Genomic DNA, 25194 nt, shown 5'->3' on the forward strand with positions numbered 1-25194 from the left:
AACCATCCGAACCGCACGGTCGCGGACTTCAGGCGAAAACTTGTTCGTGGTCTTGCTTGTCATGGCTCCATCCTCTCGGGAGTTGGAGCCTCCGGCAAACCCGGGGCGGTTCAATGGTGCATTCCGGCTCAATCGGAAGCTATGACTTGAGGGGAGCAACTGACCATGAGCTCAGCACGCTTGTCACAATCTTGAGTCGGCTGGAAGCTAGCACTGTCTGAGATTACTGTACTCATGGTGCTGGGCGTTCGGCGGCGAAGCATCGCAAAAAAGTAACCTCCCAGCTTGCTTCTATAGCGGGAGCTCTACAGCATTCTGTGGCCATATCTAGCTGCGTGTTGACGAACTGCCCTCCGGCGTGATCTCGCATGGAGCGCGCTGGCGAACCGTCAGGGTTCCTTCCGTAGTTCTCCCGCCGACAACATACTTTCGCCTCCTCGGCTGCGTTAAAAGCGCCAGTATAGCTCTGAGGTGAGCTGGTAAAAACGACGACGTGACGTGCAGCTGCATGCTCATCCCCTGGGAAATGCTCAAAACCATCTGCGTCCCGTTGAAGGTTAACTCGCCGTAGCGCAGATGCGCGAATCGCTCTCCGGCGGGTGCTATTGCATTTCATATGGAGCGCCAAATGGCTTCCACGTTAGGCGACAAGCTCGCGGAAGAGCAGATCACGAAAAGCTTGGAGGAGCATTTTTCTAGCCTGGCGAGCTTGGCCCGCGAAAAGGGAGTCGGCCCTTTGGCCCGACCGACCAGGATGAAGACGTCACGCGCCCCGCCGGGCACGGGTCATCGATTGGCCGGTTGGCGCTATTTGGCTTTCATCGGTTCTCTATTTGTAGCATCGATTACTGTCGTCGGGTGGCGATGGTCATCGTCCGTTGATTCGACAATGATGGTCGCCGCAGTACCGCCCCCTCCGGTACAAACCGCGCCGAATGACGTTGCGCCGACTGCCGTTTCCGTGTCTTCAGAGATTGCGCAGCAGCTCCAACCGATGGCGCGCGATTTAGCTGCCTTGAGGCAAACGGTGGAACAGCTCGAAATGAGGCAAGAACAATTGGTCCGCGGCAATGAAAATCTCGCAAGCCAACTCAAGGCGAGCCAGGAAGAAATGGCGCGGAACCACAGTACCATCGACCAGATCAAGGCGACCCAGATCCAGATGGCGCGCGAAAGCCAGACACTCACCGAGCAACTCAACGCGAGCCAGGAACAACTCGCCCACGTCATCGCCAACGCCTCAGCGCCAAAGGCGATGCCTGAGGTGAGCTCCGGAGAACCAAAGGTGATGCCCGAAATACCATTGCCTCGTCCGCGTCAGTCGGCCAATGTCGCCCAGACGCAGAAGCCGGCGCCGCCGCAAGCCAAAAAACCGCAACCGTCATTGGCATGGCCATGGTCAGTGCACTAATGCAGCACACATCCCCTACCCTCAGATGGCGACCTGGGTTTGGTCTGAGCCCGGTTTCGTTTCCGCCTCGTCGAGGCCCAGCGGACCTGGTGAAGCGTCGCGCGACTTACGTGTGCGGCTCGAGATCCAGCCGCCCACGTAAGTGGCCCTAGAGGCTCGGCTATGCAGCGCGCTGCATCCGTTCGACGCTCTGAGCTATATGGTTGCCCGCATCGTCTGCTACCTTGAGGGACATGTCGGCCATCCGACGGCTGCTGTCCATCGCGCTGCGGATCGTGTCGCGCACTAGATCCGTCTGAACGGCTGCCAAATCGTGAGGAGTTCGACAGCGCCAGAGTTCATTCATTCTGTCCATGCTCCGCTCAATCTGTTGTCGAACGAACTCAAAGTACTCGCGCGAAACCCGGTTCATACCTTTAGCGATGGCTGTCGCGGAATACATGATGGTTTCGGCGTTGCGGGCTGAGCGTTCCGTCGCCCGCTGCGCTTGGGGACTGATCGGCCGTGCGCCCGGTGGCTGTGCCGCGGAACGCGTAAAGTTCGGCTGGTAGCTTTCAATGTACGCGAAGGTCAGGTCTGATGTCCGCGTTGCTGTCAGAGAGCCGAATGTCACATCGCCGTTCTTTAGTCGAAGACCTGCTCCCTTCGCGTGATCCTGCGGCCGTCGTCCCTTCAACCGTGGTGGTCTCACAGTGGCAGCGGTGCCGGGGCCCGATACCAGCACCTTCTTTCTTTAATCGTGCCCTTGGCCTTCTCGGTGACACCTCCATGTGCTTGCGATCCATACCGCGCTCCTTCATTTTCGGTGATGCATAACGCACGAGAGAGTTCGCCGCCATCGAACCGGTTCAGGGGCCGCATCCTATCGAAAAGATAACGGGCCGTTCCTGCATCAGCTCAAGGCGACCTGCGGAGTTCAGATGGGAGCTAGCTCGGCTTCACGCGGGCTTTCGGAGCTGCCGTGAGGAAATCATCTCGGCTTCGGTCTCCTTGATTGTGCTGAGGACGTTTTTCACGGACGCTTCCAGACTCGATAAGGAATTCGGATCGGATTCGATTTGCGGTGGACACCGTAAGTTGACTGGGCGAGCATGGTCCGCTTTCGCTGCGCATCGCGGCAAAGGCTAAGACACGTTCGGCATGCCTACGGCGAAATGGCAGTGACATCATAAAGCCAAGTGCCACGAGCACCATCATCATCACTAGCGACCCGTCGAGTGATCTGGTTATCGGCGTCTTGTTGTGTTCGATAATGCGCGGCGGGGTGACCTGAACAACATCTGCCAAGACATCTTCCAGTGCCGTGCCGATCGTTTGCTCGCCTTTGCGCTCGATTACGGGTGGCGGAGTGACCTGAACGATATCCGCCGCGGCATCCACCGGTGCCGTACCGATCGCTTGCACGTCTTTGCCCTCGACGGATGGTGGCGTGACTTGAACGTCATCCGGCGCGCGATTTACCGGTGGACTGGCAGCGGTCGCATCATCATTTCCCGCGCGATGCGCGCCCAATGAGGTACGCGCCCCAAGCGGCTGCACAGGTTTCTGATCCGATAGCATCTTCCGCGTTGGTTCCTGCGGTTTGAGCTTCGTCCGCTGAGCTTTGTGAACCTTGTGGAGATCAGGCGCCGGCGTCGCGTGTCTCCACATATCCCACCGAGGGCGCGGCGCGCGTTCGCGGAACGGATAAAAAGCACCGTCAGGAAGCCAGCCGTCACCAGACCACGCGACTCTTCGGCTGGCGTGCCTGGTCTTTAGCTCCGGCCCCGGTGCACTGCTCTTCGACAGCCGCCGCAGCTGCATTCTTTCAAAGGAATGGCTCCCGATTGGGAGCCATTTTTCGATTAGTCGTCCCAGTCGTGGTAATGGTGACGCCTAATCACTACCGTGCGGTCGCCATCGCGATCATACCATCCGTGATGCCAGCCTCGATCATGTGCATAAAAGTGAGCACGCGGACTGTAGTAGTGGTCGGAATAGTCCGGGCCACTTCCGATCCGGAAACCGAATTCCTCAGCGCTTGCGATGGTCGGCGCTGCCACCGCGATGGTCGCTAACGCGGCGAGAACGTAAGAAAGCTTCTTCATCTATCTCTCCATTCGTTGGTTTCCCCGCGGGGAAAAACATAGTGCGTGGCGACGTTCCGGTTTCTCTTTGGAAACTTTCTTGAACAGATATTCATTGTGATCCCAAGCGCTCGTCTGCCTCCTGAATGTGATCATCCCTGCTCACGTTGCGTTCCATCGGGCGACGTCTACCGCGGCCGTCTCGCGCGCCCAATTTGGCGACGGGGAGCTTGCATCAGCTCATTCCGAATCAGGAACGCGCGGTAAAGCAAAAGTCACGGTCGTTGCAGATTTACAAACTGCACGCCCGTTCGAGACACTAAGCTCGTCCATTGAGACAACCGAAAAATATTTCGTGCTTACTTCAATATGATTAGGCGGGGCGAAATGTATGAGTCTATCGCAATGACAAGCGCTTATAGGGCGCGGCGTGGCTCCGTCATGATAGGCCGAGAAGCGCTGTTAGAGGCACAGCATATCTAAGAATATCGAGTCAATGGAGTCATGGGCGGCGGCTTTCCGCTCGGTGATCGCGGTAGTTGCTGCTAAGTCGGACCTCCATGCGCTGCGGAGCCGACGCCATGAGGCGGTGCTGCACGCCTTCAGGCTCGGGCTGGAGGCATCGTGTCAAAGCCGCGCAAAGACGCATCAGCGGGGCTCGGACTTTGGCGGCGGCGATGCTCATCGGGTTTTTACCGCCGCGCAGAACTGTTCCGTGACCGCCGTCGTTTCCTCGGCGACGTTCCAGCCGTTCGTCTCGGCGTTTTCCTTGGCCAGCTTATGCTCAATCTCAAGCATCTTCTTGGTAAGCGCGTACGGCTTCCAGTCGGCCTTGGACAGCTTGGCGTAGGTGTTCGCTCCACAGACGTTGTAGGCAATCGCTTTCTGCGCATTAGTGCTGACGTGGCTCATGTGGTCCTCGACCACGGCGGCGACGCGCGCCTTGGCGTATTGGCTGTTGGCTGCGATGAAGTCTTTGCAGAAGGCGACCCGTTGACCTCCGTCGCGGGCCTTGATGTAGGCCGTCTGCGTTTCGTAATGGAGGCGGTAGGCGAGTTTCTCAGCATTCGGCTCAGATTTCACCGCTTCAAGCGTGGCGCGGTGGTCACCCGAGGTGGCGTCATTGATCGTGATGTCACATACTCTGGCGAGGGAGAAGACCGGAACGTAGGCCCGCAACTTGGCTTCCAAGACATCGTTGGCGTGCGCAACTGGTGCGAACAGGCTGGCGGCGATTGCGAAAGCAACGAGACAGCGTTTCATTGGTGACATGCTCCAGATCATCGGGCAGTAAACGGCGGCGGGGGTGGGGATCGTCGCGGCCCACCACACTCACCAGCGCAGCGATCCAACCGCAAAGCGTCCAGCCCAGAAAACGGGTTGAGCAACTTACTGCGCGAATTCCTTGGGCGGCAGTCAAGCGGCAGCGTTGATCTGGATCATGCCTTCCGGCCTCCCTCGAAGGGGCCTTTACCGCTGCGGCGTCAACGACTTGAGGACGCGAGCAGTAACGCCCTGTCCTCGGTCATCGAGCGGTCGATCGCCGCCGATACCGTCTTCCAACCTGCCAGAGGCAATTGTCCGGCGAAAACTCGGCAGTCGGATCGGCGCGCACGAGCAGGTGCCGCCATGACGGTTTCGGATGAACATCGCGGTAGAAAGCCCGGAAGTTGGCCCAGCGTGTAAATCGGCGTGGCGTCCCGACGCCGATCGGCGAGCTAAAGCATTGATCCAGCAAGCGGCGAAGGGGTTAATCTTGAACGCTTGTTCACACTTGTTCTTTGAGACGGCCCTTACGCTCGGCAACATTTGGCAACATCTGTTCGACCTGACCGCTGTCTGGCAAGGTTTGATCAACCGCGTCGACGGCACGCTTAAGGCGCATAAACGCGACGGTACTGTCATCAGCGGGCACTGCCAGCTGGTCGGCTGAACCTGCCCATGTCGCAGATGGGTCAAAAGCGGCGGTCCGGCGCTCGCATACGGCAAGGTCTGATCTACCCTTGATAGCGGACCTGCCTACACCCACGACGCCAACCATTCGTGCGCCGATCCGATCCCCAACAGAGTTCGCGCTAATCGGGACGCCGCACACGCCCATCTCGCGAGCGCCACGGCCGCCGCACCGCTGAGCCTCGTGGTGGGCAGACACCACCCGTAAATTTCCCAAGTGTTGGCAACAAGGCGCACTGGTTGAGTGGAGCGCCGCACCATGAAAGCACCGAAGCCAAGGCAATGGGCCGAGCGCGAGGTCAAGCTGGCCCCGGGCAGGAGCTGGCGTATCGAAGATAGCAGCCGAGCTGGGGTCACGCCGGATCAGTGAGGCGAATGGCAAGAGCGATGGGGATACTGCTGAAGAAGTAGCCCCGCGCCTCCCTGCCGGTGGATCAGATCGACCGGCGATAAAAAACGCGCGCGACACATCATCCCGTTTGTGCGGTGCGCTCGCGTTGTGCGTAATCTTACGGACGTTGCACATCCGCGATCTTTGGCATCTACTTCAGATTGTTTTTATGAGGGTCTAATTTTCAGGCGAGGTCCCATGAGCGTCAAAGCCATGATGGCGACCATTCTCCAAGATCAGATGACGTTGCGCGGTGTGAGTTCGCTATCGCCCTCCGACTACGAGGATATCGTAGAACTGCTGATAGAACGGCTTCGAGAGCTGGAGCTTAGCTTGGCGGTGCGAGAACTGACGGACAAGCACGAGCCGCAGTAGCGTAATACCGAGGCTGGCAGCGGACTTTCGACGATCCGATCCTACTGCCAGATGGCTGCAAGCTGATCACCCTGCACGACGCCGCGACGTTCATCACCAAGCTGCCAAAGCGCGAGCATGACGCGCCGGAATGGCAGGCCGCGATCGAGGCGCTGATGCTGGTGGCCGACCTCGGTGGCCCGACGATGTTCGCCCGCATCGGCGTTGTGCGCGCGCTCAATCGGCATCGCGAGCCGGTCGCAAAGCCCGCAAGAAGCGAGCGAAGGCGTACCGGCTTGCGGGGGTCATTTAGCGGGAGCGCTTCGGCAGTTTGGGAAGTTTGTTCGGGTTGAACGTTGGCGTCGACTCGCTCGCCTTTAGCGAAGGCGGCTCCTCCTCGGTGAGGATGAGCGTTCCCTCGAAGAGCACTCCCGGCACCTCTTCTGCCGTCCCGACATAACGACCTATCTTGCCGGAGCACGTTCCCTCAAGCTTCAGCGTGAGGTCATCGGCGCCGAAGATAGTTACATGCTCATCGGTATGCCGTTTGATCGATACGATTGCGGTGAATCGATCTCCATCGACTTCGCAGGTGCCGTTGTAGGTCATAATGCTGCTGCGGCCCCAGATTCTGCCCGTTGCAACATGGGCAATGCCGGTGCCTTGGCCGAGCGGGGTCTTGAGCCACGCCCTGTAAGTGCCGTCTTTCAGCATCTGGAGGAAGCCTCTCCCTCGGTGTTCGCGCGAGAGCCCGATGATCGGCACAACCAGCGTTAAGACTGGGTAAAGGCCGGTGGCTGTGCGAATCCAGTACACGCCAAGCGTGCCTGTAATCTCGCAGGCCCGTCTTACCCAGAGGCTCCCCACGGCGAAGGAAATGTGGGTCGATCATCCCACGTCACATATCCGCACTGCCTGCACTGGAACATTGTCACGGTCCGGCCCGTGTGCGGATTGAACATTTCAGACACGATCGGCACGCGGTCGCTGCCGACGCAGTCGCAGATCGGCAAGTTTGCCGCCGTTCGGTCGATCTCGCTCATGGCGCAGGCCGTAGTTTTCCGGGCGGCACCCGTCGTTTCCAGTTAAGTTTTATTGGATATACCCGCTCTCCGTGAGTCGGAATTTTGATCATCCAGCCGAGGCTGAAGAGGCAATGAGGCGAGCCGTAGCGGCTACGAGCGCGCTTGATCGCTTGAAGTGGCTGCGCGTTGCATTGGCATGGATTGACCTAGCAGGCGACGAGACATCGCATGGTGTGCACAAGCGGGACTCCGCCGCATGAAGTACGCCGCCGAAGGTCCATTCGTCGACCCCGACGCGGCCGCCCGCAAGCTGGTCGAGATCGCCAGCGGCATCGAGCCGCTGCAGGACGGCCGCATTCAACCTCGGCCCAATTCGAGGCGTGCATCAATGCGTTTGAGTTACTCCGGCTGTTATCCACCAGAACGAAGAAATGGATCCACGGACCCAGCTAACCGGTCCGCCAGTTGCACGGCGACCGCCGTGGACTGCTTTTCGGAAGGCAGGGAGCCGATAGAATTGACCGCCAGCCAGGTACCAGCGGAAAGAACAGCTATCACAATCGCCGCGAGATATTCAGTCCTCATGGAGATGGTCCCTTCATCACCCCCAGAAGCTAACCGGACACTCTCAGAAATGGTTCCGACCAGCCGCGCGGCTCGATGTCTTCGTCCGCAGCGGAAGTTGCTACCACGGCGCCAGCGCGCCTAGTCGCTCCTAGGTTCCCTCCTTCCGAGTGGAACATTGGCGTCGCGATTAGAAATCGGGAACGAAAGCCGTCTGCGAGCTTTAGAAATGTGAGACCGCCGCTCGCCGGTACTAACACGGCGCATGTCGCGGATAGCCAAAGGTTGCTGACCCGCTTTTCTCTACAAGCGCTCGCGCAAGATAGCCAAAAGCGGCGGTCTCCGGTTCCATTCAAAATCACCAGCCGCGCCCCGATCGGTTGCGGGGAATCGCATTGGGCTGATGTCGGCGTGCCGGTGGCGTTGTTCTTACCGAGGCTCCGTCATGCCCAACCATATCGACATCGACTATGTACACAGCCCGGCCATGGTTCGAGAGATCGGCGAGAGGCTACGAGCGTCGCTGAAACCGGAGCCGGAATTACCGGCGAACCTTAGGATGCGGATCGATCGGCTCCGCGAACTGGAAGAGCCGTCACCATCGATCATTCCAGCGGCCAAGCGCTGGAACAAGCTGCGCGGTTGAGCCGCAAACGGCTCGGCCGAACATGGACGAGCGATGTCATCGGTGAAGCTTCGTGCGTCAAGGATTTTGAGTGGGTACGGTGAGGCGCACTCCGAATTGATCGGCAAAGCCGTCGTCCTTAGCGACGGAAAGGCAGGCACGGTCGAGAACGTTTGGCTGGATGAATTGCACGGGCTCCGGATTTCGATTACAGGCCATGATGGAAGATGGCCGGTCTCAACCATCAAGTTCGTGGAGAGCTAGACCATTCGCATCGGTGCGTGCTGCCCAGAGCGCGCTCCTTTCAGATCATTCCAATCAAGATGAAAAGAGCGATCTCGGTCAGGAAAGTGACGCTCATAATGGCGACCGTAAGGAACGCGTCGCCCGCTGGTAGAGGGGTCATAGATGCCTCGCGCGTTGCGAAGCCCCGAAGCCAAGAGCCAAACTCCCCGACCTTGGGGAATGTTTCAGTTCCAAGCAGGGCGGCGATCGGAAATTAAAAGTCGCATGAGGCGACTTTGGTCGCGCCGCCATCCGGTGGAACGAGATGCCCTACCGCAGTTCTAGTTCCTTGATCGCCAGAGCCGAACTCTGTGCGGCGTCATGAGCGCCGGTTTGCGCGATCTTGATTATCGCCTTAGCGATCATTTCCGTTAGCGGACCCTTTTAAGCATTGGCGTAGTGGCTACTCTGCGCGAACACTCGCGCATTGCTGGGAAGCCGCAGAAGGACTGCCGCCGGAAATCGCCGGGCTGTTCGGGTTGGCCACCGAGTTGCTCATCGCGATCCCAGAGCACAAGGTATCACTTCGCGATAACGGACGAGAAAGTCAGACGGACGTTTTCGCTCTGATAAAATCGAACAATCGCACCGTCGCCGTCGCGGTGGAGGGCAAGGTCAATGAGTCCTTTGGGCCGACCATAAAAGATTGGTATGTGGACCCATCCGCGAGGAAGCAACAGCGGCTGGCGCTCTTGTGTGATCTGATCGACGTTGCGTGTCCACCACCCGATGATCTCCACTACCAGTTATTTCACCGCACCGCCTCGGCAGTTCTCGAAGCCGCTCGCTTCAAGACCGACGACGCCGCGATGATCATCCATTCGTTCTCGCAAGATTACAAATGGTTTGACGCTTAGAGGAGCTGAAATAAAATGATCGAGCCCTGGAAGGGTGTTGCAACCCGACGCGCCCAGATATTCCGAGTGGTGAATCGTCACGGCGGCTGTATCGTTTGCGCCAACAGTGATTGAGGGGTTGTTCCGGCGCTCATCAAGTGAGCCCTCCAAATCAACCCGTTCGCTGATACCGTCTGTCATGCAAAGAAGTCCATGCTCAAGACCGAGCAAGAATACAACAGTGCAATCATTGAAGGGTGCATCAAAGAAGGCATCGAGGCTGGCTTTGGAGTTGCCACCGGACGATCATTCCCAGCGACCACTTGGTTTCGTTCGCGCGGCGATCGTCGTCTCGATTTCCTGAACCATCTCTCGCACCCGTTCGGCGAGCCGTTCGAACAGCGCTCGCGTCTGCCTATCCGGTGCAGTTCTCGCCAACCGAGCACAATAGCCTGCCTCCGCTCGAAACTTCTCAAGTTGAGCAATAAGCTCTTCCATTCTCGCTCTTCTACTCGCCCACGTTCCAATAGCTGTTTAGCGGGGACCTACCGGCCGGACACCTGGGAAATTTCCCAGGGTCCCAAGGCTTACAATGGCGGTTGCGCTCCAGGGCGAAAGACGGCTCAAGGGGGCGGGAGCTTAGAGCTTCTAGCGCGACGCTCGACGACGGGTTCACGGTTGCGCTGCTTTTTGAAGCGAGACAGGCGCCAGATGCGGCGCCGTAGAACTACTGTGCCAAGTTGTTGCTGTGCGTAGCCCGCGGCTGTGTTCATCCCGAACGCCGGGTCGCGCTCCTGATCGGCACTCCGCCTATAAAAGCGTTCCCCCGCTCGCGAACCCGGTGAACGATGCCACTCTTGTCGGAGGCATGTTTACAAAGGACCGGCGATCGCACGTCAGCTAGCAACCTCCTCGCGCGCAGATGCGGGCAGCGCCCTCTGAGACCTGTCGCCGTCACGCCGCACGCTGCGTTCCGTTTGTGACTATTATGCAGCCTGGCTTCGACCGCCGTCGATGACCATGAACAGCGCGCGCCGATCAATTGGTGAGCTACTCGGCTGATCAGGCTTTTCAGCGGACCCTACAGGTGGCGTACACTTTTCCAGCAAGCTATCCGACGTTGCCGCTTCTGCTTCGACATTAGCGACGGGAGCTCTCACCTTCTGTTCCATAAGTTCGAGTGCGGCTGCGCCCTTTGCTGTCAATCGCCAACCGAACGAATACCTTTGCACAAAGCCTAAGGAGAAGACGTCCAACGAGGGGAGCGTAGCACCCAGCCGTTTGCTGTAGCTTGCCCAATCAGCGCCGCTCGTTGCCAAAAATGCGAGGTCGCGTTTGATATCCGTAAGCGTCGCCAGCCCATTGGGGTAGCTAGCAAGTACCTTCAAAATGGATACCTGGAAATTCACGACTGCCACTCACCCGGCTATGCCGACCATTTTGTCAGCAGTTCGTGGCACAATGCAATGACTTTGAATGTACAATACGGCTTACTGATCTAGCAGAACTCCGTTAGGCGCGGCATGAGCGATGCCGGATGAGAAGGAAGTCCACGATAGCCTGGCACGAATGTGCTCTGCATACTGGAGGGTGACGAGTTGGCGCCCCTATTGCACGCACGGGAGAGGTACTCGAAGCCGCGCAACATCAGGTCATTAATGGTGACTGACTTCTTCTCTCCAAGCATACCGGCGCATCTACGTTCTCGGTCCAGCGCCGCGTGACTCGTTCAATGGACGCAGCCGTGGAGAGCCGGGTAGCAGCGAACTGGGCCGCGATTTTACGAAGATTGAGCGACGGACTTCCCGAGATGCCCCTTACCTCTGATCCATCTGGCGAGTTCGCTGCTGCGAACAATGAAGCGTTGTTCTTCGCGATGTTCGCGGGCGACGACCGCCGCGATGAAGATCAGCGTCCCGCTTCTCGACATGCGCCACATAGTGCGCCGCCTGTACGTCGATGGCCCTGCCGTGGCGAATTTGCACCAGCGCCGCCGGGTCGTGAACGATCAGGACAGCGCGAACGCGCGCTGCCTGCCGCCGTCGTCAACCGCTTTCCAGTCATTGGGTCGGGACGCCGTCCCGCTATCGTCTCCGGGGCGGCACGAGCATGGTCACGACCACCGCCACCAGAACAAAAACAAGGACGATGGCGAGTGCTTCAAAGGACCCCATAGCGCTGATCTCCGTCAGGCCAGCCATCTTCCCTAACGTTAACTCATCAGAAGGACGGTCCCGTGCGGCAAATCGCATCGGAGGCGACTACTGTGCGCTTCCGTCTCCGCGCACCCGCCACGTTTCGGGTCCCTCTGGGTGCATAGATAAACGCGGGGACCGCGCGACCGCGCCCCTTCGGCATATTTGCGTTTTTCGTTTTTTGTGTTTCCTTTGCTGCATCTGCTTTTGAAAGGCACGCCGAGATGCGGCGCATCGATCTGTTCGAGGCCACGATGCAGGGCTGGGCGCGGCTCGACGCGGCGCAGCGCGAGCGGTTTTTCCAAGCGGGCCTGAATGCGGCTCGACAGGCGAGAATTCCGCGCGTGGCTCCTGCGGCGCGTCAGGACCGCGCCGCTCGCGACTCCGGTCGATGCGGCGCGCTAGCAATCTGGGACGGCGACTTGGCGCTGATGCTGAAGAACTGGCCCTTAATGGCGAACGATGCCGATCGCGGGACGCAGCCGTAGGACGCTGCTGCCCGTGTTCGCCGTCCGGTCGGCGAGCGCCACAGCGGTCACCAGCGCCAGCCAACCGCCGTCGGCATGGGCTCGGCGCGTTTCAATCCAATTGCCGTACGCATCGTAACAGTTGTTGTAAGCACCGTAAGCGCCATAGGCCGCCCATACATGGCGGTCTCTTGGTGAGGCAGATTTGCAAGCACAAGGGACCAGGAACGGCGTTCACGAGCATTGTGCGCGCTGGGAAGCAGTTTCACTTTCAGAAATGGTCCGATGACGACAGAGAGATTATTAAGTCGATAGATGGCAAGCGAATTGATAGCGGTGACATCCGGCTAGTCGCTCTACCAAGACAAAGGGACGAAGCTATTTGGGTCGGCCCTCGGGTGGGGCTCCGAGCGCGAGAGCCGGATCCAAATAATCTCGAAGGTATTTCATTCCGAAGCGCACCTCTGAGAGCCGCAACCTGCCAGATGGATGGGCGGATGAAGGTTGTGGGTGACTAGGACCGTGCAAGACCCACGCGACGCACGTTATCCTTCCAGTCCTTCGATCGAAGGTATGGGCTCGGATATGGGCCGCCAAATAGTCCGCTTCAGGAAGCACTGAAGGATAAAGACTTTTTCGGCGTGCATGGCGGAGGGAGAGAATCTGCAAAAAAACTTGCTCGAACGCTGCAGCTCAGGTTCTCTCGGTAGGGGAGAGACGGCATTCTCCGACGGGCACGCGTTGAGGACGGACTACGGTACGCCGTAGCGCGCGAATTCCTCGGCGATGTCGCCCCGGACGGCTTTCGCGGCCGCGACATCGGCTTCTCCCGAAGCCGTCTCGCCGCGGCGGATCTTTGCCCGGCCGCGACCGTACAGCGCGGCGGCGAGCGTGGGGTCGATGCGTAGCGCGGCGTCGTAGTCGGCGATGGCCGCATCGGTCCGTCCAGCCTTGAGGTGGGCGAGCGCGCGGGAATCGTAGGTCGCAGCCGTATGCGCGCCCGACCCGATCGCCTTGTCGCAGGCTTCCACCGCGCCTTGCGGGTCGCCCGTGCTCGCCCGGATCCAGCAAAGGCCGCTCCAAGCCACTTCCATGTCGGCGTTCAGACGAGTCGCGGCGGTGTAGTCGCTTTCGGCGCGTACGAGATCGCCCTTCTTCAGCCAGGCCTCGGCGCGGTTGACGAAGGCCCCGGGGTATGCCGGCTGGAGGGCGATGGCTCGGTCGAAATCCTCCATCGCGGCGTCGTAGTCGCCCGTCCTCAGTCTCGCCGCGCCGCGGTTGTTGACGGGCTTGGCGAAGGTCGGATCGATGCCTATGGCCGCGTCGAAGTCGGCGACAGCGCGGTCGTAGTCGACCTTCGCCGCGTAGGCGATGCCGCGGTTGTTGTGGGCCATGGCCAGGGCCTGTGGCCCGCCACGGCCGGCTGCGATGAAGGCAGAGCAGGCCTCGATCCTCCGGTCGGGGGACGAGGCGGCGTTGCAGAGCTCGACGTTCCGGAATTGACCTTCCGGCTTCTGCGCCGACGCGGGGGCGGCCAGCAGCAGGATCATAACTGGCGCCGTCCCGAAGACCTTCAGCATCCCCGGCAGATGCCGAGAGCGCGGTCGGCCCTCCGCTGACGGGGAGGCGCAACGGTCGGACCGGCCTTCCGCTTCATGACGGCATCCTTGCCCTCCTCGATCAGGGTGGCGAACTTGACCGTGCCGTCGTCCAAAATCTCGATGTGGGGCGTGGTGCCCCGGATCCCCAACGTCGCCACCGGCGTGTCCACCTTCATGCTCCCGGTCTTGGCGACGCTGCCGGCGACGAAGGTGAAGGTGCCTCTGGTCAGGCTGATCAGGGTTGAATTGTCCTTGCCGTCCGGATCGTAGACGAACTCGCTCATTTCCATGCTGGCGTTACTCGACAGGCTGAAGGAGCTGCCGTCGGCGAAATTGATACCGAGGCGCCCGTCGGCGCCCGTCCTGACGACGTCGCCCCGATAGACTGGATCGCCGACCTTCGCACTGGCCCCGTCCTCGGACAGTCTCGCCTGCACAACCGCGGCATCGATATGCTCGATCACTGCCTTGCCAGCGACGGTCACGACCTTGCCGATTGGCTTGACGTCCTGCGCCCGAAGCGGCGCAGGCGGATACGCCACTGCAACGAGCAAAAGGCAGAGAAGTCCTGCAACCGTCCTTAGTCCGTGCATGCGTCCGCTCCCGTCCGTGAAGAGCCCGCTTCGGCGGAATGATGGCAGAGCGCGCCCGGCGCACCATACCGCATGTCGTGACCGCCTCTCTTTAGTCGCAACGGACGATGGTCCCGACCGCTCAGCGCCAACAAAAGAGCGCATTTGCGCGCACCCAGTCAACATTTCGTGAAGGAGCCAGGGGACGACAAAGCGTAGTCTGGTGTGCGGAACCGGAACGTGGGCGGGTGGACTCACACTCGATCGGTCCGGCCGCTTCGGCAGAAGCGGGCAGCATGCGAGGCGTAGGATGTCGCTCGCACGTGTCTTCGCCGGTCTTTGGCCGGCGCAGCACCAACGCAGTCCGCCGTCCGTCCGCGGCGGGCGCGCTGTGGAGTCGCCGGTCGTCGCGAGACTCGGATGGGCCGGAGGGCTGTCCTTCGTCGCATTGATTCTGACGGCGCTGAAAGAAGCGTGGGCCGCCGATCCCGATCTCGCCTTGTTCGACGACGCGTCCATCACCTACAAGGGGTTCGAGCATGGCATCTTCGAACTCATCACGAAGGAGCCGGTGCCGCGCCACATCATCGTCGACGATCCCGGGCAGACGGTCATCCTCAGCAAGACCGGATCGTCCGTCAGCTTCGCGCAGATCGCCAACAACGCGTCACGGATGGAGGACCTGCAGAGCCGGCAGCAGGACGTGCTTGACAACTACTCGAAGGACCATGGGCCGTCCGGATCCGGCACGCCTCCGGGCGAAGCGGTCGATCAGACGCTGCAGCCGATCGATTTCCAGGCGCCGGAGGGGCCCAATCCACAACATGCCCTTCCCGGGCTGGTGGTGCAGGCCAGCTTCGTGCCGGATGGGCCGTTGATCCATTCGCCACCGGCACTGACGCTCGGGTCGGGCCCGGTCGAGATCGACACAGTCGCGTTCGATGAGTTCTCGGCGAGCAGCGGCAGCTTCTCGGCCACGAGCTTCGGCTCCGGCACGACCCCGACGTTCGGCATCGCGGGCGCCGCGATCGGCGCTTTCACCGTCGCGGGGGCAAGCTACGACGTCGAGAAGGCCGGCTCCTTCGGAATCCTGTACTTGAACAGCGCGACCGGCGCCTACGCCTACGTACCGAACAACGACGCTATCAACGCGCTGAAGGCGCCGAACGCCGACAGCTTCACGATCACGGCGTCCGACGACTTTGTCTCGGCAAGCCAAACCTTCACGATCGACATCGCCGGCACCGACGACGCGGCAGCGATAAGCGGCGGGACCGGTGGATCCGTCGCCGCGGTTACAATGGACGCCGCCGCGATTGCGGCGGCGTTCATGGCGCACGACGTCCCGACCGCGACCGGCAAGCTCGCCGACACCGACGTCGACGATCCGACCAACACGTTCACTGCGGTAAGCTCTCCGCATGCTAGCGACAAAGGCTACGGCAGCTTCACGATGACGGCCGACGGGTACTGGACCTACGCGCTGGATCCCGCCAGCGCCGCGGTGCTGGCGCTTACGGCGTGCCAGAACCTGACAGACACCTTCACCGTGACCACGATCGGCGGCACGCCGCAGGTCGTCACGATGACCATCCAGGGCGCCGACGATCCGGCCGTCATCTCTGGGGACGCGCATGGTCGCGTGGTCGAAGCGGGCGGAGTCCACAATTCCGCGCAGGGCGTCCCAACCGCGTGCGGCCTTCTGACCGCCACCGACGTCGACGGCCCGTCGAACGCGTTCGATCCCGTCAAATGTCCAGAGTCGAGCGGCCACGGTTACGGCAGCTTCACGATGACCGCGGACGGGCACTGGACCTTCGCGCTCGACAACGGCAATTGCGCTGTGCAGGCGCTGAACGCAGGTCAGTCGCTGATTGACGATTTCACGGTGAGGGCCGCGGACGGTACGGCACAGACGGTGACCGTCACCATCGAGGGCAGCAACGACGCCGCGGTCGTCTGCGGCGATATTTGCGGACGCGTGACCGAGCCAAGCAATTCCTGCGACGACCCCCCACGCGCGAGCGGCACCTTGTCCGACAAAGACGTCGACAATTCCGACGACACCTTCACGGCCACGACATGCCCGCAGGCGAGCGACCACGGCTACGGCAGTTTCACGATGACGACCTGCGGCACGTGGACATACGTGCTCAACTCCGAGAACCCCGAGGTCCAGGCTTTGAGGCCTTGCGACGCGCTGACCGATACCTTCACCGTGACCACGATCGACGGCACGCCGCAGATCGTGACCGTGGTCATTCAGGGCGCCGACGACGAAGGCTTTCACAACCGGGCCGAGCCCGCGTTCCATTTCGAGGCGGGTGCGGAACTGCAGCATGCCAGCTCGCCCCCGGCAGTCGCTTCCTCGGTACCCGTCGCCGCGCTCAATCCGGAGCACGATTCCGCCGCGGCCGCATGGCCCCATCCGGCCGATGAGGCGCCGGAGGGTTGGCGTTTCGACCAGCAGGAGGCTGCTGGCCAGGGCGGACACCTACCCTTCCAACACGATCTGATCCTCTGAGAGCCGCCGACGCCTTCGTCGCGTCCGGACGGATTGGCGTTTTCCGGAGGCGCTCCCATGGTTGCGCCGATCACATTCACGGACCCGCACAACGCGCGCTACTTCATGTCCGCTCCCAGGCACCATAATAATGAATCTTGTAACCTCCAAGGTCATACTCGGAAGGCGACAGGAGCAGCACTTGCAGGATTCGCGATGTCCGTTCCGGGTCAAGGTGCGAAGAACCCGGCCTGAGCAAAACCAGTCCGCTTCCACCCACGAAGCTGACCTCATGAGACGGTTCGCCACTTCGCTGATGGGCCAGCAGCGTTGCATAGGACGCCAGAGGGCGATGCCCCAAGGCCGGTGCTGGGCTGATCTGTGCTAGGCTTCTTCAAAACATGGTTGGTTGGCTTTGGCGGAGGCGATTGTGAGGCGACGTGAGTTCATCGCGCTCCTCGGCGGCGCGGCGGCAATCCGACCACTCGGCGCGCATGCGGAGCGTCCGCCAGAGCGCATCCTCTATTTCACATACTCCGCCGGCTACCGGCATGATGTCATACCGCTTTCCAAGGTAATCCTGACCCAGCTCGGAAGCAATTCGGGTGTCTTTGAAGTCACTGCAACGGAAGACACGTCCGAATTTTCTACCGAAAACCTCGAGCGCTACGCGGCGGTGATGTTCTACACAACCGGAGAACTTCCGATGAGCGAGGCGCAAAAGAGAGCTCTTCTCAACTTTGTGCGCTCGGGCCGCGGGTTCCTCGGCGTTCATTCGGCGACGGACACATTCTACACTTGGCCGGACTATCTCGATCTGGTCGGCGGCTACTTTAATGGTCATCCTTGGCATCAGGCCGTGAAGATCGAGGTGGTTGATCCTGGCGATCCCCTGGTGGCTTTTCTCGGGAATTCGTTGCAAGTCGAGGACGAAATCTACCAAATCAGCGATTTCGACTATCGTGGTTCACGCGTGCTCCTGCGCCTCGACCCGAGCTCGGTGGACCTTGGCAAGACCGGCGTGCATCAACGATTCTATGGCTGGCCTCTCACCTGGACCCGGTTCTATGGCGAGGGACGAGTATTTTATTCGGCGCTAGGCCACGAGCCGTCAGTTTGGCAGGACGCCCGCTACCAGCGAATCCTCACGAACGCTATCCTCTGGTCTATGCGAAGGTCGCCCTAGGAGACGCCGCCGCACTTCGCATTTGCGCCACCGCCGGATTCGTCGGGTGGTGTCCGTGCCAGAGGTTCGGACGGTCTTGGTCTGCGACCTTCCGTTCCGGGTCAAAAGCGGCTGGCGAGCCAAGTTCAGCTCGGCGTCCGGTTCACCAGCGATATTGTTGCAAAAGTCGTTTTTCGCCGATGACCAAAATTCCGCGGGCCGTGGGCGCGACTTTCGCGTACAAGATGCGGGGGACCTCACGGCCTCACGCAAAATTCACAGGCGACTTCGGTAACGCGATTGAGGTCATACGAATCAGCGGTCGCTCGCTGCGTAGTGGTTCGCGAAAAATCTTGAGCCCTGCAACTTTCGACTTTTGCAACACAATCCCAGCGATAGCGGACATCACGGCGGCTGAACTGCTCTTCGGCTTAGGGACCAGAACCGGACCTTCGTTGCTGGCTTTTTCGCGGATCACAGGTAACGCACAGTATACCGTATCGCTATCTCGACCTATCAAGCATCCTGCCGCCGTTCGATGCCCGGAAAGCAACATAGCACGGACGACATGGCAGGCGCCCTGCGCGGCTGCACTTGGGGTGATCCATAGGGCCGAGCTGAACGATCTCTCGTTCATCCACCATACATCCGACACGGCACAATACTTGCTACAGTGCGGGAGGCCGATTAGTGCTTGCGGAGTTGTTCCCAGATGGGACGAAAGGTCCGGGCTTCAAAGAAGCAAAAGCGTGTTACGCCGGACCTACTGATCCTGGCTGCTGAGCTTGAGAGGCTGAAACGAAAGCACGCATCAGCAACCGACCTCGAAAAACTTTGGGACGAAGTGCAAGCACTCCGAGAGCAAGTTAGGAAAGCGGAAATCCAACGCCGGCATTGAACGGGCTACGTCGCGGTCCGATCAATACGTAAGTCATCGATCCGTTTTCCAGACTTCAATAGGTTTGTTACCCAGCGAGGCTGCTTACCGCGTCCGGCCCAAGTCTCCGATCCATTTAGTGGGTTTCGATACTTTGGAAGGACCTTGGGATAGCGCCGTCGGGCGCGAACAGTTTGCCGCGTAAGAGACCCAACCGCGCCGCCGAGCTTAGCCAACCGCTCTTCTAGAGCCTTTTGTTTCGCCGCAAGTTTTCCTGGGAGAATGGCCTCGGTCTGGCGGTAGAGATCCCAAAGCTGGTCGATGGACATCTGCGCCAAGGTGTCCCTAGACGGTTTCATATCTTGCTCCCTTTACAGAGGAAACAACGGAAAATTAGGTTCCAGCATTGGAACTTTTTTGTGGTTTCTTAGCGCCTGATCCTCGTTGAGAAATTGACCCTTCGGCGACGACCTGCTTGCGTTCCGCGACATTGCTTCAGCAGCGTGGCACTTGTTGCCTACACACAATGGATCGTGACGCCTTGATTTAACACAAGACGATGCCCGCGTTCAGGGCGCGTCGACACGCTGGAGCCCGCAATGGGTCAGGATGCGAAAAACTCAACGTGAGCAAATCTGGTCCGTCATGCCTCGGTGAGCGGACCTCGTGGAGGGGCGCGACTTTGCCGATTGGCCAACACCCAAAACGGCCGCCCTATCCAATCGCTTCTCAGCGCACGCGAGACTTATGTCGAAACATGAGCGAAGGATGCTCAGAGCGGCAGCACATGATTGGTAGTCAAGCCGCACCACGTTGTGGTGTTGCTGCAATCATTCGCCAATTTCGGCGAGCTGCGGCGCAGGACGAAGCACACGCCGCAAAGTGTCTCCTTCCTCCACATGACGCGGCAGGTGAAGGTTTCGGAATGTTCGTCGAACGATAGCGCAAATTCGCTGGCGAATATGTAGTACGGCGTGGAGATGCAGGCTCCCAGGGTGCTGATGTCGCGCACCACGCACGGATGGGTCCCACTCAATCCACCAAACGATAGCCGCGCCGCCCGGTTGATCGGTATCCGCTCCATTGCCCGACGTTCGACCATGGCGAGATTCTCCAAATGAAGAGGTAACTTCCAATCGAGCGATCGCAGCGATCGCGATTGCACCTCTACGTTTTCCGATCCCGCCGAGCCCGGAAAACGGCAATATCTGCACGTTGATCTGCACGGCCCAGGGTAACAAGCAGTATTATTGTCTCATTAAAATTAAACCAGACCGCGTGGTTAATCCGCCGACGTTGGTGCCCACCTTACAAGCAAATGAAAGCGCTCAAGGACACGTCTTTTTCCGCGAAAGTGAAGTATTTCACAGCACTTTCACAAACCTGAGCTACTATTAGTTGAACTTAATAGATCATTTTATGTCTCTCGGCCTGACAACGGTGGTTTTTAAATATTCATAATAAGGGGCGTTGATGAGTAGGCGTGGTCAGGGGCACAACCGCATGACGGTTCTGCACGAACGCGTTTGGTTTCTAAGATCTCAGCTGACAGAGCTTCAGAACCTTCGCAGCCGGGTTGAGCAAGCCGAGGAACGAAAAGTCGGCAAACGTTCAAAAGTCACAGGTGTCTCGGCGATGCGTCGCCGATTACGGCGACAGCGGCGTTTTGTTTTCTAGCCGCAAACCGTGGCGACGAACGTGCCGTGGGCTCGCAGCCACGGAAAGCCTTCATCAGAGATCGCTCTGGCCGAAAAAAGCGACCGCGTTGACTTGTTCGGCTTTGGGTCAAAAGCAGGCGGTCGCGGCAAGTGCAGCTCGGCGTCGGTTTACCTTTGTCAGCGGACATCACGCCGCTGAAGCGCTCTTCGGGTTAAGTCATGAACGGACCACCCTTCTCGCTCGGAGACGTAGTCGGACCTCCACTCGGAGAGGTCGCTGTTCTATCCGCGGTTGGTCGGCGGCTAGACCCGTCGGGTGCAACAAATGTTCTTGTTTAGGCGCGGTAGCATCGGCAGTAGTGTGCGTTTGCGCGCCCTGCGTGCGCTCTATCAAAGCTTCATCGAGCAAAATGGCCCGGAAGCGCGTGCGCAACGTCTTCTGCGCGATTGGTTATCTCCACAGCAGCGTGCGCAATATGATGCCGAGGGTTTTTTCGAAGTCACCGGCTCTCACACCGGCCGACGATATCGAATTCATCAGGGCACCATGAGCAATGTTTTGGAGCTTGATGAAGAAAAGCAGCCTAAGATCGGCTGGTGTTTCGTTCCCGAACGGGCTCTGGCTAGGTGGCGACGTGATGCTCGCCCAGAAGATCGCGCTCGAAACCGACGAAGCCGCGGTGCTCGCGCTTGCCCACCGGTTTTCTCCGAGACTGCCCTCTCTGCCCCGAGTAGCGCGGCGCGCTTACTAGGCCTCTCATGGGCGGGGCCACCGCTTGCGACAGCGGCAGCCCTAGCGACGAAGGCGGCGTTTACCTCCGCGGCTACAGGTAGCCTCAACCCGGCGATCGCTTTGTGCAATGTGATCTACCTGTTAGGCCTTACCCGGCGGCTTGCCGGCGTGTTTCGTGACGCGCTTCTGGATATCGGCCATCGTCCTGGCAAACGCTTCGCGCAGCTGCTCTGCGTGAGCTGCGTTCTCCGGTTCACTGAGATATGCAATCTTGATCAGCAGCCTATTCAACGGATAGGTGATGCGTAGATTTTCCGAGTGCCGGGACCGCAAGGCCGTGATCTGCCGACGCATCTCGGCGAGATCGAGCGTTTCGTGTTTCTATGGCCTCTTCAATATGAACTCGCGCATGGCCAGCAGAGGCCGACGCGCCGAGTATAATGGCGCGAGGGCTTCGCCTGCGTGGACCCGAACGGGACAATGTCCGGTGCGCAAAGCTAACGCTCCAATGCGCCGCCGCAAGCAAAGCCTGAGATTAAGATTGATGTCAGCGCTGCGAGTTAATTCTGGATCTGGTCAGCCCTGATCTGCTCATGATACTTCTGCCGGGCGGCTGAATTCCATCGGTTGTTGCGAGCGGTACGTAGTGACGATCGCCCGATTCATCCGAGATGACTAAAACTCCGGAATTGCTGGGCCCGTTCTCTTCATCGATTCGGCCATGAGCTCACGTCAGCGCGTTCAGCGTCATTCAGCCTCAGCGCATCTGGCATATTTCTATGCCTCCGTCATCTAGCGCTATCGTCGTCTCAAGGCAGGGATCCGATTGAACAGAAATCCGTTTGGGAAGCAGATTTGCAAAGTCGCTAGCATGCTAGGCAGGAAGCCGTGAGCACGGCTACTATCAAGTCCGACTCCCGTTCCTGCCGCCCGCCGCCCGTTAACCAAGACTATCGAGGCGCCTTAATCTGGACTGATTTGATCAGGACGCTCTGCGGCTCCCGCATAGGAGCGTGCCACGTGATCAGGACCGTCGCGCTTGGAGTAGTTTGCCTGGCTGGCCTCGGTGCAATTGCCGCGGCCGCAAAGAAATCACCGCCGCCGCCACCTGCTGAGATCGTTTTCCCAGTCGCAGCCGGCGACAGGACGTCTGCAATCTCAGCTGAGGCGACCCTGCGCACGCTGTTCAGCAAGTAACGACTTGCATCGAGAACGAAACACTGGGTCGCTCACTCTGCCGCCTCAGCGGCCTGGCTCTTAAGCTCGGCAAATTTGGCCGCCATCGTAGGGTTACCCCGGGTCAGCTTCTTGATCGTCACGTCCTGCGCCTTGTCATTCGCGAGGCGCAGGTTGCGGTCAGCCCCGATCAACGCATCCTTAGTCTTCTGCAGGTGATCGATGGACTTATCGATCTCCGTGATCGCGGTGTGGAAGTGCCGGGAAGCGAGATCAGTGTTCTTCAAGAATCCGTTCTTGAACGTCTCCAGCTGGCTTTCGAACTGGGTAATGTCGATATTCTGGGCCTTTACGAGTGCCAGTTCGGTCCGGTACTTTAGGGAATTGAGCGAGGCGTTCCGCAGGAGGGTAATCATCGGCAGGAAGAACTGCGGCCGGATGACGTACATTTTGGGATAGCGGTGGAAGACGTCTACGATGCCGGTATTGTAGAGTTCGTTGTCGGGTTCAAGCAATGAGACCAGGATCGCGTACTCGCAGCCCTTCTCGGTACGATCGCGGTCAAGCTCCTTGAGGAAATCCTCGTTCTTGCTCTTCGTCGCGGTTTTGTCGCTCTCGTTCTTCATCTCGAACATGATCGAGATGAGCTCGGTGCCGGCTTCGTCGGAATCGCGGAAGATGTAATCGCCCTTGCTGCCGGTCCGCGCGTCGTTGTCCTTCTCGAAATAGGCCCGCGGAAACGCCATCGAGCGCACCCGGTTGAACTCGGTCTCGCAGTGCTGTTCGAGGGTCTCGCCGACCATCTTGGTCGAGAGGCGGGCCTTCATATCTTTGAGGCGTTCAATCGCGTCATCCCGATCCTTGATCTGGGTTTCGTATTTGTCCTTGAGCGACTGCTCGGAAAGCTGCTTTTCAAGCTGGACTTGCTTGATGCCGTTTTTCAGCTCATCGCGCTCTTTTTCAATGGCGCCGACGGCTTCGGTCACGGCGAGCTTCTTCTCAAGCTCGACGGCTTGAAGCTTAGCCTTCAGCTCCTGGATTTCTTTTTCCTTGGCGGCTGTGATCTTGTGCTGCTCGCTGGCCAGAAGCGCCTCTGCAAGCTCTGAGGCAGCCTTCTTCTCGCGTTCCGCTTGCGCGAGGGCGTTCGCAAGCCTGTCCCGCTCTTTTTCCACGGCACCGAGCGCTTCGGTGACGGCAAGCTTTTGAGAGATCTCACCCGCCTCCAGCTTGGACTTCAATTCCTGGATTTCGGCATCCTTGGCAGCGGCGGTCTTCTGCAGATCGCCGCCAACCTGGGCTTTGGCCAATTCAACAGCGCCCTGCTTGTCGCGCTCGGCCAACTCCAGCCGTTCGTGCAGTTGCTTGGCGAAATCGGCGTCGCGGACCTGCTTCAGAATCTCGGCATAGCCGGATTCATCAACCTTGAAGGCCTTGGTACAGTGGGGGCAGATGATCTCGTGCATGGTCCTGGTCGCCTGGGGCGCTGCTGTTGTCATTCAAACAAGGCAAGGGGCCGACAGAATCGATCCTGCTCATTGAGAACAAAATTAGAACATGAAGGTTTTGACGGTCAAGTAAAGCGCCGGAATTCCGGGCATTTTCAGCCGGAAATCCACTGGTTTCCCGCTATCGGCAGGCGTGGCCTGCTTATCCATCCAGCCTAAAAACGGCAAATATCGATTTCCTTGCGATGGGCCGTCCTGCGGAGAACAAGGTGGCCTACGTGCTAAGCTATGGCAAATCAGCAAATGCGATTTTGCGCTTTCACGGCGGTGATGGACTAAGGAAAGGAAAACCGATTTTCCCTTCCCTAGGCGAACTGTGTGGGTGCTGCTGAATACGATTCTACGTTTCAGACCGCCGGGTACACGACGACCTGATCGCAGCGCCGGTGTTCGCTTGCGGGATAAACGCCTCCGCCGCGGCCTCAGTCGGTGCTTCGATCGACCAATGCCAATAAATCGGCTATCGGGCTCCATGTAATTGATCCAGGGGGACGTCTCTCGGACGGTAAAGCGACGCATCGAAACCTTCTGAAAGTAAAACCGGCGAATCATCAGATTCAATCGCCGGCCTTTCAAGCGGAATTGTCCCGCGTTGAGAAAATGGCTCGTGGGCTGTTCGATGATCCCACGTTGAGCAAGCGGATCTGCGAGATGCAGAAGCTAAGTGGCACCCTCGCCAAGCTTCAGAGACGTGTTCAGACCGGCCCTGTGTATTCGCCTCTCGCCGGGTAGTCATTTTTGATGATGTAATCGACGGCTTGCACCATCTCGCCGAAATTTGGTCGAACGAACGGCATCGACTGTACTGAAAGATAGTAGATCGTCTGATCGGGTTCGATCAAAAAAACGCCGGGCTCCGAAAATTTCGGCGGCTCCTGTATGTCGATTGAGCTTTTCCCACGCGAGGCCGAGATATAGAGACCCCATTCGCGGGCCGCTCTTAATTCCAAACCATAACCAACTCGCAGGTTCTTCGCCGCGATCTTTTCCGCCATCTGACGCGCCCGCACTTCCCCGTCTGAGCTGATGGCGATCGTTTCGACGCCGCGCTGAGCAAAAGCAGGCGTCAGGCGCTCCAACTCCTTCAGGTAGTTTGCGCAAATGGGGCAGTGCAGACCGCGATAAAAGCAGACGAGAGTCAGGCGCTCTGGTTTTTCCGCAGCAAGATTGAAGCGTCCATGGTCAAGAGTTTCGATGATCAGCTCCGGGGCTTTCTGGCGTGGTACGATCAT

26 protein-coding genes and 1 pseudogene are annotated in these 25194 nt (G+C 59.3%); 11 read left to right on the top strand and 16 right to left on the bottom strand.

The features are described from left to right. Window positions 1–628 precede the first annotated feature (628 nt). Complete coding sequence (locus tag AC0L30_RS31515; protein WP_009859236.1) at window positions 629–1411, top strand: hypothetical protein; 783 nt, start codon at window positions 629–631, stop codon at window positions 1409–1411. A gap of 160 nt (window positions 1412–1571) precedes the next feature. Here the strand turns inward: AC0L30_RS31515 and AC0L30_RS31520 are convergent, their stop codons facing one another. The 4 genes from AC0L30_RS31520 to AC0L30_RS31535 form a co-directional block, all read right to left on the bottom strand. Further along, window positions 1572–2024 (bottom strand): phasin family protein, encoded by a 453-nt coding sequence (locus tag AC0L30_RS31520; RefSeq protein ID WP_083869737.1) that lies wholly within the window; start codon window positions 2022–2024, stop codon window positions 1572–1574. Window positions 2025–2338: 314 nt separating this feature from the next. Continuing rightward, a complete protein-coding gene (locus tag AC0L30_RS31525) occupies window positions 2339–2971 on the bottom strand; it encodes a hypothetical protein (RefSeq protein WP_473406018.1) in 633 nt (210 codons plus the stop codon). 284 nt (window positions 2972–3255) lie between these two features. Continuing rightward, window positions 3256–3498, bottom strand: a complete 243-nt coding sequence (locus tag AC0L30_RS31530) for a hypothetical protein (protein ID WP_009859233.1) — start codon at window positions 3496–3498, stop codon at window positions 3256–3258. 660 nt (window positions 3499–4158) lie between these two features. Further along, window positions 4159–4740 (bottom strand): hypothetical protein, encoded by a 582-nt coding sequence (locus tag AC0L30_RS31535; protein ID WP_354202325.1) that lies wholly within the window; start codon window positions 4738–4740, stop codon window positions 4159–4161. Window positions 4741–5119: 379 nt separating this feature from the next. Between AC0L30_RS31535 and AC0L30_RS31540 the strand changes: the two genes are divergently transcribed. Both AC0L30_RS31540 and AC0L30_RS31545 read left to right on the top strand, forming a co-directional pair. Further along, window positions 5120–5410 carry a hypothetical protein gene (locus AC0L30_RS31540; RefSeq protein ID WP_354202326.1) on the top strand — a complete coding sequence of 97 codons (291 nt, stop codon included), beginning with the start codon at window positions 5120–5122 and terminating at the stop codon, window positions 5408–5410. A 609-nt stretch (window positions 5411–6019) separates the two neighbouring features. Next, complete coding sequence (locus tag AC0L30_RS31545; protein WP_354202327.1) at window positions 6020–6196, top strand: hypothetical protein; 177 nt, start codon at window positions 6020–6022, stop codon at window positions 6194–6196. Between the two features lie 41 nt (window positions 6197–6237). Here the strand turns inward: AC0L30_RS31545 and AC0L30_RS31550 are convergent, their stop codons facing one another. After that, entirely contained in the window at window positions 6238–6423 is a 186-nt protein-coding gene (locus AC0L30_RS31550; RefSeq protein ID WP_035992101.1) for a hypothetical protein, read from the bottom strand. Between the two features lie 61 nt (window positions 6424–6484). After that, window positions 6485–6889 (bottom strand): hypothetical protein, encoded by a 405-nt coding sequence (locus AC0L30_RS31555; protein WP_009859228.1) that lies wholly within the window; start codon window positions 6887–6889, stop codon window positions 6485–6487. A gap of 1320 nt (window positions 6890–8209) precedes the next feature. Here AC0L30_RS31555 and AC0L30_RS31560 point away from each other — a divergent pair. The 3 genes and pseudogenes from AC0L30_RS31560 to AC0L30_RS31570 all read left to right on the top strand — a co-directional run. After that, window positions 8210–8410 carry a hypothetical protein gene (locus AC0L30_RS31560; RefSeq protein WP_009859227.1) on the top strand — a complete coding sequence of 67 codons (201 nt, stop codon included), beginning with the start codon at window positions 8210–8212 and terminating at the stop codon, window positions 8408–8410. Window positions 8411–8443: 33 nt separating this feature from the next. Next, entirely contained in the window at window positions 8444–8653 is a 210-nt protein-coding gene (locus AC0L30_RS31565) for a PRC-barrel domain-containing protein (RefSeq protein ID WP_473406019.1), read from the top strand. A gap of 452 nt (window positions 8654–9105) precedes the next feature. Beyond that, a pseudogene (locus tag AC0L30_RS31570) lies at window positions 9106–9531 on the top strand (DUF6946 family protein); the annotation flags it as partial. A 285-nt stretch (window positions 9532–9816) separates the two neighbouring features. Here the strand turns inward: AC0L30_RS31570 and AC0L30_RS31575 are convergent. Further along, window positions 9817–10008 carry a hypothetical protein gene (locus AC0L30_RS31575; RefSeq protein WP_157158494.1) on the bottom strand — a complete coding sequence of 64 codons (192 nt, stop codon included), beginning with the start codon at window positions 10006–10008 and terminating at the stop codon, window positions 9817–9819. 488 nt (window positions 10009–10496) lie between these two features. Beyond that, the gene (locus AC0L30_RS31580) at window positions 10497–10919 is read right to left on the bottom strand and encodes a hypothetical protein (protein WP_009859223.1); all 423 of its coding nucleotides are present in this window, start codon (window positions 10917–10919) and stop codon (window positions 10497–10499) included. Between the two features lie 492 nt (window positions 10920–11411). Between AC0L30_RS31580 and AC0L30_RS31585 the strand changes: the two genes are divergently transcribed. Both AC0L30_RS31585 and AC0L30_RS31590 read left to right on the top strand, forming a co-directional pair. Continuing rightward, a complete protein-coding gene (locus AC0L30_RS31585) occupies window positions 11412–11720 on the top strand; it encodes a hypothetical protein (RefSeq protein WP_473406020.1) in 309 nt (102 codons plus the stop codon). 209 nt (window positions 11721–11929) lie between these two features. Continuing rightward, window positions 11930–12193, top strand: a complete 264-nt coding sequence (locus AC0L30_RS31590; RefSeq protein ID WP_473365911.1) for a hypothetical protein — start codon at window positions 11930–11932, stop codon at window positions 12191–12193. 731 nt (window positions 12194–12924) lie between these two features. Here AC0L30_RS31590 and AC0L30_RS31595 read toward each other — a convergent pair. Together AC0L30_RS31595 and AC0L30_RS31600 are read right to left on the bottom strand one after the other, a co-directional pair. Continuing rightward, window positions 12925–13752, bottom strand: coding sequence for a tetratricopeptide repeat protein (locus AC0L30_RS31595; RefSeq protein ID WP_473256347.1), 828 nt, complete (start codon window positions 13750–13752; stop codon window positions 12925–12927). Then, entirely contained in the window at window positions 13746–14366 is a 621-nt protein-coding gene (locus AC0L30_RS31600) for a FecR family protein (RefSeq protein ID WP_473256346.1), read from the bottom strand. The genes AC0L30_RS31595 and AC0L30_RS31600 overlap by 7 nt, the downstream gene beginning before the upstream one ends. A gap of 289 nt (window positions 14367–14655) precedes the next feature. On the opposite strand from AC0L30_RS31600, the gene AC0L30_RS31605 reads away from it, so the two are divergent. Together AC0L30_RS31605 and AC0L30_RS31610 are read left to right on the top strand one after the other, a co-directional pair. Then, window positions 14656–16869: a VCBS domain-containing protein gene (locus AC0L30_RS31605; RefSeq protein ID WP_473406021.1), complete on the top strand. Its 2214-nt coding sequence runs from the start codon at window positions 14656–14658 to the stop codon at window positions 16867–16869. 409 nt (window positions 16870–17278) lie between these two features. Continuing rightward, window positions 17279–18034, top strand: a complete 756-nt coding sequence (locus AC0L30_RS31610) for a ThuA domain-containing protein (protein WP_473406022.1) — start codon at window positions 17279–17281, stop codon at window positions 18032–18034. Window positions 18035–18278: 244 nt separating this feature from the next. On the opposite strand, the gene AC0L30_RS31615 is transcribed toward AC0L30_RS31610, so the two are convergent. The 3 genes from AC0L30_RS31615 to AC0L30_RS31625 all read right to left on the bottom strand — a co-directional run bounded on the left by AC0L30_RS31615 (window position 18279) and on the right by AC0L30_RS31625 (window position 19992). Beyond that, a complete protein-coding gene (locus tag AC0L30_RS31615; protein ID WP_473406023.1) occupies window positions 18279–18650 on the bottom strand; it encodes a hypothetical protein in 372 nt (123 codons plus the stop codon). A gap of 266 nt (window positions 18651–18916) precedes the next feature. Beyond that, window positions 18917–19249: an H-NS histone family protein gene (locus AC0L30_RS31620; protein ID WP_009859190.1), complete on the bottom strand. Its 333-nt coding sequence runs from the start codon at window positions 19247–19249 to the stop codon at window positions 18917–18919. 413 nt (window positions 19250–19662) lie between these two features. Then, window positions 19663–19992, bottom strand: coding sequence for a PilZ domain-containing protein (locus AC0L30_RS31625; RefSeq protein WP_009859189.1), 330 nt, complete (start codon window positions 19990–19992; stop codon window positions 19663–19665). Window positions 19993–21117: 1125 nt separating this feature from the next. On the opposite strand from AC0L30_RS31625, the gene AC0L30_RS31630 reads away from it, so the two are divergent. Further along, window positions 21118–21300 carry a hypothetical protein gene (locus AC0L30_RS31630; protein WP_354202338.1) on the top strand — a complete coding sequence of 61 codons (183 nt, stop codon included), beginning with the start codon at window positions 21118–21120 and terminating at the stop codon, window positions 21298–21300. A 122-nt stretch (window positions 21301–21422) separates the two neighbouring features. Here the strand turns inward: AC0L30_RS31630 and AC0L30_RS31635 are convergent, their stop codons facing one another. From AC0L30_RS31635 to AC0L30_RS31645, 3 genes are all read right to left on the bottom strand, one after another. Next, window positions 21423–21635 carry a hypothetical protein gene (locus AC0L30_RS31635; RefSeq protein ID WP_473406024.1) on the bottom strand — a complete coding sequence of 71 codons (213 nt, stop codon included), beginning with the start codon at window positions 21633–21635 and terminating at the stop codon, window positions 21423–21425. 875 nt (window positions 21636–22510) lie between these two features. Continuing rightward, window positions 22511–23920 carry a DUF2130 domain-containing protein gene (locus AC0L30_RS31640; protein ID WP_009859187.1) on the bottom strand — a complete coding sequence of 470 codons (1410 nt, stop codon included), beginning with the start codon at window positions 23918–23920 and terminating at the stop codon, window positions 22511–22513. A gap of 737 nt (window positions 23921–24657) precedes the next feature. Beyond that, on the bottom strand, window positions 24658–25194 hold the full coding sequence (locus AC0L30_RS31645) for a peroxiredoxin-like family protein (protein ID WP_009859186.1): 537 nt from the start codon (window positions 25192–25194) through the stop codon (window positions 24658–24660).

This window comes from Bradyrhizobium sp. MI1.11 (genome assembly GCF_055811255.1).